Origin of the sequence: Methylorubrum thiocyanatum (assembly GCA_014138645.1) — a bacterium.
Lineage (GTDB): Bacteria > Pseudomonadota > Alphaproteobacteria > Rhizobiales > Beijerinckiaceae > Methylobacterium > Methylobacterium thiocyanatum.
In genome coordinates this window covers 166,329-178,228 of record JACJIB010000002.1, presented here as the reverse complement: position 1 = coordinate 178,228, position 11,900 = coordinate 166,329, and the positions used below count along the sequence as shown (strand labels likewise).

Sequence of the window (11,900 nt, the reverse complement as noted above, 5' to 3'; positions counted from 1 at the left end):
GCGGCTCACGCGGCTCACCTAGAAGGCGGCCTGCCGCACCGGTCCCTGCTCGACGGGGGTCTTGATCCACTGGACCGAACCTGGGAGGGCGAAGCCGCCCTGGCGGTGGACCGAGAGGTCGCTGGTGGCCAGACCCTGGGTCTCCAGGGCGAGGGCGCCGACCGTCTTGACGCCGTGGACGGCAGCGGTCTCCCCGGCGCGGGCGGACAGGGTGCCGAGGGCGGCGAAGGCCAGGGCGGCGGTGGTGATCGAACGAAGAGTCTTGGACATCGTGTTCAGCCTCTTTTCCGGCGGCGGGCTCCCCGTCGCTTCGTGAGACTGTATGTGCTGGGTCCACACCCATGAATCAAATGGATCGATTTCATAATGCGCATCGATCACGTGCATCTCGGTCGGCTCGATCTCAACCTGCTCGTCGCCCTTGACGCGCTGTTGACGGAACGCAGCGTGACCCGGGCCGCACGGCGGATCGGCATCAGCCAGTCGGCGATGAGCCACGCCCTGGGACGGCTGCGGACCACCTTCTCGGACGAGCTGCTGACGCGGAGCCCCGACGGCATGCGACCGACTCCGCGGGCGCTGGCGCTGATGGCGCCGGTGCAGGCGGCGCTCGCGCAGATCCAAGAGATCACCGCGCCGCCCGACGCCTTCGATCCGGCCACGGCCGACATCACCTTCACCCTCGGCATCCCGGACTCGACCGAGGTGCTGCTGATGCCCACCCTCATCGCGCATCTGCAGGCGGTGGCGCCCGGCGTGAAGCTCCTGCTGCACACGGTCGATCGCCACCGCATCCTCGACGACCTCGATACCGGCCGCGTCGATCTCGGCATCGGCGTGTTCGAGCAGGGCCAGACGCACCACAAGCGCCGGATCCTCAACAAGGAGAGCTACCTCTGCATCTTCAACGCCGACCTCGTCGGCGTGACGGCGCCGATCTCCCTCGACGACTACGTGCGGCTGCCCCACCTGCTGACCAGCCTCGTGGAGAGCGCCCACGGCGTGGTGGACGACGCACTGGCCAAGATCGGCCGCAAGCGGGTCATCGCGCTGACCTCGCCGCGCTTCTCGGTGATGCCCTTCGTGGTGCGGCAGGCGCCGGTCATCGCCACGATGCATGCGCGGCTCGCGCGCTTCTTCGCCGACAGCATGGGGCTCACCGTGAGCCCGGCGCCGATCACGCTGCCGGACGTCTCCATCTCGATGATCTGGCATGCCTCCAACGACGCGGTGCCGAGTCAGCGCTGGCTGCGGGAGACCATCGTGACGCTGCGCAAGTCCGATCCGCGGTCACGAACCGACGGGTCCTGGCCATGAGGCCGGGCCGTCCCAAAGGACGCGGCAGCGATCTCGGAGTGGAAGTCGGTGGGAAGGCCGTGCGGCGCGATCGTCCACCGATGCGGAGGCGGTCTTCGCGAAAAGTTGGTCGGAGTGGCCGGACTTGAACCGACGACCCCCTGTCCCCCAGACAGGTGCGCTACCGGGCTGCGCTACACTCCGATGCCCGTACGGGCTCGCGGCTCATAGCGGTCCGCTTCGGGCAGCGCAACCCCTTCCGCGCCCTTCTGCGTGCCCTTCCGCGCGATGCGGACGCGGCCTGCGCACCGGGCCTGTCTCCCGGTGCAATTTGATCCAGCGCATTGCTTGGCAGCACCGGCTCAAGCAGTACGGTCGGCGAGGCGGGGCCGGGCTCCCCATTAGGACACCGCGTAGCGGGCTCGGCATGGCAACCTAAACGAAATCTCTCGTTGCCCTTCTCAAGGGCGGCCGAGCGACTTATCGTGATGTGAGAGTTATTTTTTCGCCCGGCCATGTCCAGAAAATCGCTCGACCTGACGTTGGAAATCCTCAAGTCGCTCGACCGAGCGCATTCGCGCGAGGACATCCTGCGGGCGATCATGCCACGGCTCAATGCAATGGGGATCGAATACGTCATCTCGGCGATGATCCCGCAGAAGCGGCTTCCGGCGCGAACCCAGAAGAACTTCGTTATACTTGAAAACACGTCCGACGAATGGAACCGCCTCTACTTTTCGAAAGGCTACATGTATTTCGACCCGATCGTGCAGGCGACCTTGTCCAGCACGACCGGCTTCCGCTGGTCCGAGACCGATCCGGCGGGCCTCCAGGATCCGAAGGCGCGGCAGGTGATGAACGAGGCGGTCGAGTTCGGTCTCGGCGACGGCTTCACCGTGCCGCTCGCGACGCTGGAGGAGGAGCGCGGCGGCCTGACCTTCGCCGGCCGGCAGCTCGATATCAGCCCGGGACAGCGCGGCATGCTCACCCTCATCGCCTCCTACGTGGTCGGGCAGACGCTGCTCATCGACAACGGGCCCAGCGAGCGGCGGATGGGTTTGACCCCGCGCGAGCGCGAGAGCCTGCAATGGGTCGCCGAGGGCAAGACCGACTGGGAGATCGGTGAACTGATGGGGATTTCGCGCCACGGCGTCGATTTCCACCTGCGCTCGGCCCGGGTGAAGCTCGGCTGCGTCTCGCGCACCCAGGCGGTGGCCGAGGGGTTCAGGCGCGGGCTGATCGTCTGAGCGCAAACGGCCGCGATCGCTGCCGGGCGACTCACAGGACAACGAATGCAGACGGACCGGACGCGCGCTCGGAACGCACCGTCGCGGCTTGAACGCATGACGCGCGAAGCCATGACGCAGAGCCATGATGGTCATGCGGGCGTACGGCGCGTTCGGGAGAGTGTCGGCCCGAAAGCGCGGAGCGGTCGAATCACCCCCTGGTGACAGTCGGCATCTGCCGTATTGTTTTAGACATACAATCCAAGATAGAGATGCCGGCACTTCGATTCCCTAGAATCTCAGGCGAGCGCGTACGGCCGGCCTTGTTTTCCGGGCCGCGTTAGCCTTGCCGAACGAAACCCTACGGGTTCTCGTAGTGCCGCCGCACGTTTGGATTTGGGACGAACACCTCAGGTTTCTGAAGAGGTGTTCCGATGATCCATGTCGTGACCGCTGAGAACATGCAGGACTATGCCGGTGCCATCGATCAGGCCTTCCGCCTGCGGCATCGGGTCTTCGTCGAGGAGCTGGGCTGGTCGAACCTCGCCCGGCCCGACCGGCGCGAGATCGACGAGTTCGACGACGAGCACGCGGTCCATCTGCTCGCCCTCGATGAGAGCGAGTCCGTCATCGGCTATTCCCGCCTCCTGCCGACGACCCGGCCCTACCTGCTGCCGATGGTGCTGCCGCAGCTCTGCGAGGGAGCGGCGCCGTCGGGCCCGCACATCGTCGAGTGGGGCCGGATCTGTGTCGCCGAATGCGCGCGGACCTCGGGCCGGCGGCTCAACCCGACGGCGCTCGCGCTGATGACGGCGATCGTCGAGTGGGGCCTGCCGCGGGGGATCACCAGCTTCGTCTCCGAGATGCCGACGAGCTGGATCCTGCGCCTGCTGCAGTTGCATCTGCGCGCCATCCCCCTCGGCCTGCCCCACGAGATCGAGGGCGAGGAGATCGTCGCGGTGGAGGCGGCCTTCGACCGGCGGTCGCTGCGCCAATTGCAGAACAAGCGCGGCGACATCCGTTCGGTACTCGCCCCGCCGCGGGCCAGCGTCGCCCGGCTCGCCTCCTGAGACACGCCCGCGACGGGTGCATCGCGCCCGTTGCGGGCCATCCGCGCCGCGGCCCGGCCGCCGCGGCGCCGAACACCGGTGCGACCGGCACCTTTCACCACCGCCAGACACCACCGGCCTGACGCATTGCGCGGGGAGCAGGACCTTGAAACACAGACGCAACGACGCCCGGCGCTCGGACATTCCCGGATTCGTGGAAACCCTGCCACCGTCCGGAGTGGTCGGAAGCTGGGAATGGGACCCGGCGACCGGCTGCTTCATCCTCGACGAGGGCGCCGCCGAACTGATGGCAGGCGATGTCCGCCTCGCCGGGCGCCCCCTGCGCAGCGAGCGGGCCACGGCCGGCCTCGACGCGCCGGAGGCCCGCCGCTTCCTCGGCGATGTGCGCCAGGCCGCCGAGCAGGAGGAGGACGTCGCCCTCGACCTATGGGTCGCCTCGCCGACGGGCCCTGCGCGCCGGCTGCTGTGCCGCGGACGGATTCATCGCGATGCGCGCCACCAGCCGGTCTGCGGAGAGGGGACGCTGATCGACGCCGACGATGCCGGCGCCGAGACGCGGACGCTGCTCGAACTGGAGCGGGCGGCCGCCTCCGAGGCCATCGACGAGGCCGCCGAACTCCTCATCGCGGCGCGCCAGGCGATCGACGCCAGCGGCAGCCGGCGGCTGCGCCAGCTCGTGGACGTGCTCCTGCTGGAGGTCGCCCGCGAGATCGCGAGCCGAAGCGTCGAGACGCAGCCCCACTCGCACTGATCCGCTCGCACGGACCGGGAGACGGCGTGCCGGCGCCGGTCGCCAGAACGGCGGGATCCGGTCTATGCAGCGGCCCATGCAAGCCTGCCTCGCCATCGACCTGACCCGCCTCATCACCCGGCTCCGCCACGCCAACCCCACGGGCATCGACCGGGTGGATCTCGCCTATGCCCGGCACGTCCTGGGCGGGGGCGCCGAGGGCACGCGCTTCGGGCTCGTCTCGACGGCGTTCGGCCCGCGCGTCCTCGACCGCGAGACCGCCCGCGGCATCGTCGAGTCGGTCGCGGCGGGCTGGGTCGAGGACGTGGCCGCCGAGGCCGATCCGGTCTACCGGGCGCTCGCGGCCTCGCTTGGTTCCGGTCCTGCCGTCGGTCTTGCCGCCGATCACCGGCCGCCGCAGACCGGCAAGCGTCGGGGGGAGGGCGGGCTGGACCGGCGCCGGCTCCAGGCCGAGACCGGCTTGCGGGTGCTGCGCTCGGGCGGCGTCGAGCGCCTGCCCGAGGGCACGATCTATCTTCACACCTCGCATCTGCGGCTCGATCGGCCGGGGCGCTTCGACTGGCTCTACACCCGGCGCGACGTGCGGCCGGTCTTCTTCGTCCACGACCTGATCCCGATCTCCCACCCCGAATACGGCCGGCCGGGGGAGGCCGGGCGGCACGCCCTGCGGATGGAGACGGTGGCGCGTCACGCGGCGCACGTGCTCGTCAATTCGGGCGATGTCGGCGCCCGCTTCACCGACGACGCGCGGCGGCGGGGCCTGGGGGCGAAGCCGGTGACCGTCGCCCCCCTCGGCGTCGAGCCCGTCTTCTCGGACGGCGCGGGCGCGGCGGCCTTGCCGGACCTCGCGCGGCCGACCTTCCTCGTCTGCGGCACCATCGAGCCGCGCAAGAATCACCTGCTTCTGCTCAACCTCTGGCGCGATCTGGCGGGCCGCATGGGGGCGGACACGCCGCGGCTCGTCCTGATCGGCCGGCGCGGCTGGGAGATCGAGAACGTCGCCGACATGCTCGACCGCTGCGAGGCCATCCGGCCCCATGTCAGCGAGGTGGTCGGCCTCTCGACCCACGGCCTCGCGGCGCTGATGCGCGGCGCCACCGCGCTGCTGATGCCCTCCTTCATCGAAGGCTACGGACTGCCGGTGGTCGAGGCGGCGGCGAGCGGCCTGCCCGTCGTCGCCTCGGACATCCCGGTCCACCGGGAGATCGGCGGGCGATTCGCCCATCTCCTCGATCCCCTCGACGGCCCGGGCTGGTCGGCGGCGGTGCGGGCCCTGAGCGAGCCGGGCTCCGGGCTGCGGGCGGAGCTGGCGGGGCGTCTGGCCGGTTACGAAGCGCCGAGCTGGGCCGCGCATTTCGAGCGGGTCGATGCCGCACTTGCGGCACTGCCGGCCGCAGTTGCGCCGCGCGGGCGCCAGGACTTAAGAAAACCGGACCCGGTTTGATCCGCCCCGTCCCGCGGCGGCGCCCTCTCTACTCTCTGGAAAGATCGATTGCGATGAAGGTGGTCGACCTCGACCGCGAGACGGTCAAGCAGGGCTTGGCGGACGGCTCGCTGCTGCTCATCGACGTGCGCGAGGACCATGAATTCGCCCGCGGGCGCATTCCCGGCTCGGTCTCGCACCCGCTCTCGACCTTCGATCCGGAGGCCGTGAGGGCGCTGATCGAGGCGGATGGGCGCCGGCCGGTCTTCTCATGCGCCTCGGGCGTGCGCTCGGTCCACGCCATCGCCGCCGCGCAGCAGGCGGGACTTGATCTCAGCGAGCATTACGCGGGCGCCTTCAAAGACTGGTACGCCGCGGGCGAGCCGGTTGAATCGTGATTTCGGCACGCCTGCGTTGCAACGCAGCATCAGTTCCGCGCGAGTCGGAGCGATATGTGCGCGAGCGCACGCCCCACTCGAGGTTGCGGGGACTAGGCCGCGCCATGCAGGGAACCGAATGATGCGCAGTCTCAGGCCTTCTTTCCTCGTCACGCCGCTGATCGCCGCCGCGCTGCTGGGGGCCGGGCCGGCCGTCGCGCAGATGCCGGGCGCGCCGCCACCCGGCGTGACCGTCGCCAAGCCGGTGGTGAAGGAGATCGTCGAGCAGGACCAGTATACCGGCCGCTTCGACCCGATCGAGTTCGTCGAGGTCCGCGCCCGCGTGACCGGCTACCTCGACAAGATCCAGTTCCAGGACGGCGCCAACGTGAAGAAGGGCGATGTGCTCTTCGTCATCGACCGCCGCCCCTACAAGGCGGCGCTGGAGCAGGCGCAGGCCGCGCTCACCTCGGCCAAGGCGCGCCTCTCCTTCACCCAGACCGATCTGGAGCGCGCCCAGGTTCTCTCGCGCGGCGGCAACATCTCCGAGCAGGTCACCGACCAGCGCCGCCAAGCCTCGCAGACCGCCCAGGCCGACGTGGACAGCGCGGAAGCCGCGCTGCGCAACGCCCAGCTCAACTACGACTTCACGGAAGTGAAATCGCCGATCAACGGGCGGATCAGCCAGCGCCTCGTCACCGAGGGCAACATCGTCAGCACCGACCAGACGATCCTGGCCCGGATCGTCTCGCTCGATCCGATCTATTTCGGCTTCAACGTCGATGAGCGCTCGTTCCTGAAGTACCAGGGCAGCCTCGGCATCGGCATGGGCCAGATGCAGCGCGGCAAGGGCGCCCCGGTCCTGATCGCCCTGTCCGGCGAGGAGAAGCCGACCCGCAAGGGCACGCTCGACTTCGTCGACAACCGGGTCGACTACCAGACCGGCACGATGCTGCTGCGCGCCACCGTCGAGAACCCGGACGGGTTCATCAAGCCGGGCCTGTTCGGCATCGTCTCGATGCCCGCGACGAAGCCCTTCCAGGGCATCCTGATCCCCGACGAGGCGGTCTCGGCCAACCAGGACAAGCGCATCGTCTACGTGCTCGGCGAAGGCGACAAGGTCGCGGCCCGGACCGTGAAGCTCGGCCCCATCGTCGACGGCTACCGCGTGGTCCGCGACGGCCTGAAGGGCGACGAGCTCGTGGTCGTCAACGGCGTCGCCAAGGTCCGCCCCGGCGCGCAGGTGAAGCCCGAGACGACCGAACTGCCGCCGTCGAAGAAGTGACGCCGCGGTAAGGCCGCACCGTCGCGGGGGCGAGACGGGACGCGGAGGTTGAGAATTTTCGAGCGCCGACGCTCCCGGACCGACCGGGGATGCCGGCCAGGACGCAGACGGCAAGCCGCACGGGTCGCGCCAGCGCGCACCGGCCGGCGAGAGGTTTGAACGATGCGTTTCGCCCATTTCTTCGTCGACCGGCCGATCTTCGCCTCGGTCACGTCGATCGTCTTCCTGATCCTCGGCTTCGTCGCCTACGAGAAGCTGCCGGTCTCGCAATATCCCGAGATCGTGCCGCCGACCGTGACCGTGCGCGCGAGCTTCCCCGGCGCCAACGCCGAGACGGTGGCGGCCACGATCGCGACGCCGCTGGAACAGGAGATCAACGGCGTCGACAACATGCTCTACATGACGTCGTTGTCGACCAACGACGGCGCCATGCTGCTGACCGTGACCTTCAAGGTCGGCACCAACCTCGATATCGCCAACGTGCTGGTGCAGAACCGGCTCTCGGTGGCGCAGCCGCGCCTGCCGCCGGACGTGCGCAACCTCGGCGTCACCGTCCGCAAGGCCTCGCCCGACCTGATGCTGGTCGTGCACCTGCTCTCGCCCAAGCGCACCTACGACCAGAACTATCTGGCCAACTACATCTACCTCAACATCCGCGACGAGCTGCTGCGGCTGGACGGCGTCGGCGACATCTCGATCTTCGGCGGCAACGAGTATGCCGAGCGGGTCTGGATCGACCCGCAGAAGATGGCCGCCTACGGCCTGACCACCACCGACGTCACGAGCGCGCTGCAGGAGCAGAACGTGCAGGTGGCCGCCGGCCAGCTCAACGGCCCGCCGGCCGCGCCGGGCGCCGCCTTCCAGCTCGTGGTGCAGTCGCAAGGGCGCTTCCAGTCGCCGGAGCAGTTCGCCGACGTCATCGTCAAGGCGAGCGACGGGCGCCTCGTGCGCGTGCGCGACATCGCCCGCGTCGAGATGGGCCAGAAGGACTACACCACGAACTCCTTCCTCAACGACACGCCCGCGGTCGGCATCGGCGCCTTCCAGCGGCCGGGCACCAACGCGCTCGAGGCCGCGGAATCGGTCAAGGCGACGATGGAGGAACTGAAGAAGCGGTTCCCGCCGGACGTCGAGTACCGCATCGCCTACAACCCGACGGAGTTCATCGAGGAGTCGATCCACGAGGTCTACAAGACCCTGTTCGAGGCCGTCCTCCTCGTCGTCATCGTGGTCCTGGTCTTCCTCCAGAGCTGGCGCACGGCGCTGATTCCGGTGATCGCGATCCCCGTGTCGCTGGTCGGCACCTTCGCGGTGATGTCGGCGCTCGGCTTCTCGCTCAACAACCTGACCCTGTTCGGCCTCGTGCTTGCCATCGGCATCGTCGTCGACGACGCCATCGTCGTGGTCGAGAACGTCGAGCGCAACATGGCCGAGGGGCTCTCGCCCGGCGAGGCGGCCCACAAGACCATGGACGAGGTGGGCGGCGCGGTCATCGCCATCGCCCTCGTGCTCGCGGCGGTGTTCATCCCGACCGCCTTCATCCCCGGCATCTCGGGCCAGTTCTACAAGCAGTTCGCGCTCACCATCGCGGCCTCGACCATCATCTCGGCCTTCAACTCGCTCACCCTCTCGCCGGCGCTCTGCAAGCTTCTGCTGAAGCCGCACCACGAGCAGAGACCGCCGAAATTCTTCCTCACCCGCTTCGTCAACTGGCTCGCGAGCCTGTTCAACCGCGGCTTCGACTGGCTGTCGAACGTCTACGGCCACACGATCCGCGTGCTGACCGGCACCGTGGTCGGCGTGATCGCGATGCTGATCGTCTACGCGGCGGTGATCGCCGGCACGCTCCACCTCGCCCGGACGACGCCCACGGGCTTCATCCCGGATCAGGACCAGGGCTATCTCATCGGCGTGGTGCAGCTCCCCTCGGGTTCCTCGCTCGACCGCACCACGGAGGTGGTGAACCGCGCCGCCGCCATCGCCCGCAAGATCGACGGCATCACCAACACCGTCATCATCGCCGGCTTCGACGGCGCCACCTTCACCAACACCACCAACGCGGCGGTGATGTTCCTGACGCTCAAGAATTCCAAGGAGCGGGCGGCGCAGGGACGCAGCGCGGCGGTGATCACCGGCGACGTGATGAAGGCGACCGCCGGCATCCAGGAGGCGCGGGTCATCGTCATCCCGCCGCCGCCGGTGCGCGGCCTCGGCCAGGGCGGCGGCTTCAAGATGCAGATCGAGAGCCGTCAATCCTCCGATATCGGCCCGCTGCTCGCGGCGGCCGGCGAGGTGATGGGGCAGGCCAACCAGAGCAAGGACGTGACGCGGGTCTTCACGACCTTCAGCAACGACACGCCGCAGCTCTACCTCGACATCGACCGCACCATCGCACGCATGCTCAACGTGCCGCTCGCCAACGTCTTCTCGACCGTGCAGACGGCGCTGGGCGGTGCCTACGTCAACGACTTCAACACGCTGGGCCGCATCTATCAGGTGCGCGTGCAGGGCGATGCGGTCTACCGCATGTCCCAGCGCGACATCGAGCAGCTGAAGGTGCGCTCCTCCACCGGCGCCCTGGTGCCGATGGGGACGCTGGCCTCGATCCGCGAGATCTCCGGCCCGCAGATCGTGCAGCGGTTCAACCTGTACTACTCGGTGCCGCTGCAGGGCGTGGCGCAGGCGGGCGTCTCGACCGGTCAGGCGCTCGACACCATGGAGGAGATCGCCAAGCGGGCCCTGCCCGAGGGCTATTCCTACGACTGGACCGAGATCGCCTTCCAGCAGAAGGCGGCGGGCGGCACGGCGATCTACGTCTTCGCGCTCGGCGTGCTCCTCGTCTTCCTCGTGCTCGCGGCGCAGTACGAGTCCTGGGCCCTGCCGCTGGCGATCCTGCTGGTGGTGCCGACCGGCGTGCTCGCCGCCTTGTTCGGGGTGCAGTTGCGCGGGCAGGACAACAACATCCTGACCCAGATCGGCCTGATCGTGCTCATCGGTCTGGCGGCCAAGAACGCGATCCTGATCGTGGAGTTCGCCCACGACATCGAGGAGAGCGAGCACAAGGGACCGGTGGATGCGGCGGTCCAGGCCTGCCGCCTGCGCCTGCGCCCGATCCTGATGACGGCCTTCGCCTTCATCCTCGGCGTGCTGCCGCTGGTGATCGCCACGGGCCCCGGCGCCGAGATGCGTCAGGCGCTCGGCACGGCGGTGTTCTTCGGGATGATCGGCGCGACCTTCTTCGGCCTGTTCCTGACCCCGGTCTTCTACGTGGTGATCCGCAAGGCGGTGATCTGGATCGGCCGCAAGCGCGGCAAGGACCCGCACAGCCACGATCCGCACGGGAGGGACCCGCACGGCGAACCGAGCGGAGCCCCGGCCCACGGCTGAGGCACCACAGCGAGGGACGCGCGGCAGAACGCGTCACCGGGGATGAGAATGCGGCCGGGAGCACTAGCTTCCGGCCGTTCTCGTTTTTCCAAGCAGGATCGCCCGTGCCCGGTTATCTGCCCTTCGCGGGCGCCCTGAAGCTGCCCGCCTATACCTGCGACAATTGCGGTTTCTGGCAGCGCCACTTCGAGACGCCGCCGCACTGCCCGATGTGCCTCGACGCCCGCCACGTCGTGCCGCAGGACGGCTGGCGCTTCCGCACCGCCCGCGAGGCGCAGGACGCGTTCCCCTGCCACTGGGAGGAGCTGGAGCCGGGCGTCTGGCGCTTCTGGAACGAGCCGGTCTCCGGCATCGGCCCGAGCGCCTACCTGATCCGGACCGAGAACGGGAATATGGGGTTCGAGGGCTGCCCCGTCTTCAGCGAGGCGGCGCTCGACCAGATCGAGCGGCTCGGGGGCATGCAGCTGCTCTCGGCCTCGCACCCGCATTCCTACGGGGCGCTGGTGCAGCTCCAGGACCGGTTCGATCCGGAACTCTGCCTTCCGGCCGCCGACTTCACCTGGAGTGCGGCGCTTCAGGTCTCCTGGCCCTACGACGACTTTCTGGAGCCTCTGCCCGGCCTCGAACTGCACCGCACCGCCGGCCATTTCGACGGCCACGCCGTGCTGTTCGACCGCAAGCGGAAGATCTGCTTCTGCGGCGACGCGCTCAAGTTCGAACTCGAACCGAATGATTTCCGCAGGGCGCGGACGATCTCGGCGCACAAGGCCTTCGTGCGGGGAGTGCCCCTGACCGTGAACGAGCTGCGCCGCTATCGCGACGTGTTCGAGCGCCTCGACTTCACCCAGACCTGGACCCCGTTCGAGCCGGCAGCCAATGTCGGCCGGACGGAAGTTCTGGCGTTGATCGATGCGATGCTCGGCAGCCGTCCACACGCCGCGCCGGTGCCGCTGACGGATCTCCTGCGCCGCGCCTGAAGCATCCGAACTCCGCCGCCTGGCCTCCCGCATCGCTCGGCGGGGCGGCGGAGCGAATTCGGTCCGGGCCGGCCCTATAGAACAGCGGATTGCCCCAAATTTGATATC

At 68.8% G+C, this 11,900-nt stretch carries 10 protein-coding genes and 1 tRNA gene; 9 read left to right on the top strand and 2 right to left on the bottom strand.

The annotated features are described in order from the left end of the window. Positions 1 to 18: 18 nt before the first annotated feature. Complete coding sequence (locus HNR51_RS04585) at positions 19 to 270, bottom strand: hypothetical protein (RefSeq protein ID WP_182554119.1); 252 nt, start codon at positions 268 to 270, stop codon at positions 19 to 21. A 96-nt stretch (positions 271 to 366) separates the two neighbouring features. Here HNR51_RS04585 and HNR51_RS04580 point away from each other — a divergent pair, with 96 nt between their 5' ends. Then, positions 367 to 1,317: a LysR family transcriptional regulator gene (locus HNR51_RS04580; RefSeq protein ID WP_182554118.1), complete on the top strand. Its 951-nt coding sequence runs from the start codon at positions 367 to 369 to the stop codon at positions 1,315 to 1,317. A 106-nt stretch (positions 1,318 to 1,423) separates the two neighbouring features. On the opposite strand, the gene HNR51_RS04575 is transcribed toward HNR51_RS04580, so the two are convergent. Further along, a tRNA-Pro gene (locus HNR51_RS04575) sits at positions 1,424 to 1,500 on the bottom strand. 311 nt (positions 1,501 to 1,811) lie between these two features. Between HNR51_RS04575 and HNR51_RS04570 the strand changes: the two genes are divergently transcribed. The 8 genes from HNR51_RS04570 to HNR51_RS04535 all read left to right on the top strand — a co-directional run bounded on the left by HNR51_RS04570 (position 1,812) and on the right by HNR51_RS04535 (position 11,792). Beyond that, a complete protein-coding gene (locus HNR51_RS04570; protein ID WP_012456723.1) occupies positions 1,812 to 2,543 on the top strand; it encodes a LuxR family transcriptional regulator in 732 nt (243 codons plus the stop codon). A gap of 413 nt (positions 2,544 to 2,956) precedes the next feature. Then, positions 2,957 to 3,592 (top strand): acyl-homoserine-lactone synthase, encoded by a 636-nt coding sequence (locus tag HNR51_RS04565; protein WP_012456722.1) that lies wholly within the window; start codon positions 2,957 to 2,959, stop codon positions 3,590 to 3,592. A 145-nt stretch (positions 3,593 to 3,737) separates the two neighbouring features. Further along, complete coding sequence (locus tag HNR51_RS04560; RefSeq protein ID WP_239681460.1) at positions 3,738 to 4,343, top strand: hypothetical protein; 606 nt, start codon at positions 3,738 to 3,740, stop codon at positions 4,341 to 4,343. A gap of 64 nt (positions 4,344 to 4,407) precedes the next feature. Continuing rightward, positions 4,408 to 5,787 carry a glycosyltransferase family 4 protein gene (locus HNR51_RS04555; protein WP_182554117.1) on the top strand — a complete coding sequence of 460 codons (1,380 nt, stop codon included), beginning with the start codon at positions 4,408 to 4,410 and terminating at the stop codon, positions 5,785 to 5,787. A gap of 53 nt (positions 5,788 to 5,840) precedes the next feature. Further along, the gene (locus HNR51_RS04550; RefSeq protein ID WP_141954055.1) at positions 5,841 to 6,164 is read left to right on the top strand and encodes a rhodanese-like domain-containing protein; all 324 of its coding nucleotides are present in this window, start codon (positions 5,841 to 5,843) and stop codon (positions 6,162 to 6,164) included. A gap of 121 nt (positions 6,165 to 6,285) precedes the next feature. Then, positions 6,286 to 7,428 carry an efflux RND transporter periplasmic adaptor subunit gene (locus tag HNR51_RS04545; protein ID WP_182554116.1) on the top strand — a complete coding sequence of 381 codons (1,143 nt, stop codon included), beginning with the start codon at positions 6,286 to 6,288 and terminating at the stop codon, positions 7,426 to 7,428. 162 nt (positions 7,429 to 7,590) lie between these two features. Continuing rightward, positions 7,591 to 10,815 carry an efflux RND transporter permease subunit gene (locus HNR51_RS04540; protein ID WP_182554115.1) on the top strand — a complete coding sequence of 1,075 codons (3,225 nt, stop codon included), beginning with the start codon at positions 7,591 to 7,593 and terminating at the stop codon, positions 10,813 to 10,815. A 104-nt stretch (positions 10,816 to 10,919) separates the two neighbouring features. Next, positions 10,920 to 11,792: an MBL fold metallo-hydrolase gene (locus HNR51_RS04535; RefSeq protein ID WP_012456716.1), complete on the top strand. Its 873-nt coding sequence runs from the start codon at positions 10,920 to 10,922 to the stop codon at positions 11,790 to 11,792. Positions 11,793 to 11,900: the final 108 nt, after the last annotated feature.

Excerpts from the sequence above, each read along its gene's own strand:
- HNR51_RS04585 (WP_182554119.1), bottom strand. The coding sequence starts at position 270 with ATGTCCAAGACTCTTCGTTCGATCACCACCGCCGCCCTGGCCTTCGCC.
- HNR51_RS04580 (WP_182554118.1), top strand. The coding sequence starts at position 367 with ATGCGCATCGATCACGTGCATCTCGGTCGGCTCGATCTCAACCTGCTC.
- HNR51_RS04570 (WP_012456723.1), top strand. The coding sequence starts at position 1,812 with ATGTCCAGAAAATCGCTCGACCTGACGTTGGAAATCCTCAAGTCGCTC.
- HNR51_RS04565 (WP_012456722.1), top strand. The coding sequence starts at position 2,957 with ATGATCCATGTCGTGACCGCTGAGAACATGCAGGACTATGCCGGTGCC.
- HNR51_RS04555 (WP_182554117.1), top strand. The coding sequence starts at position 4,408 with ATGCAGCGGCCCATGCAAGCCTGCCTCGCCATCGACCTGACCCGCCTC.
- HNR51_RS04550 (WP_141954055.1), top strand. The coding sequence starts at position 5,841 with ATGAAGGTGGTCGACCTCGACCGCGAGACGGTCAAGCAGGGCTTGGCG.
- HNR51_RS04545 (WP_182554116.1), top strand. The coding sequence starts at position 6,286 with ATGCGCAGTCTCAGGCCTTCTTTCCTCGTCACGCCGCTGATCGCCGCC.
- HNR51_RS04540 (WP_182554115.1), top strand. The coding sequence starts at position 7,591 with ATGCGTTTCGCCCATTTCTTCGTCGACCGGCCGATCTTCGCCTCGGTC.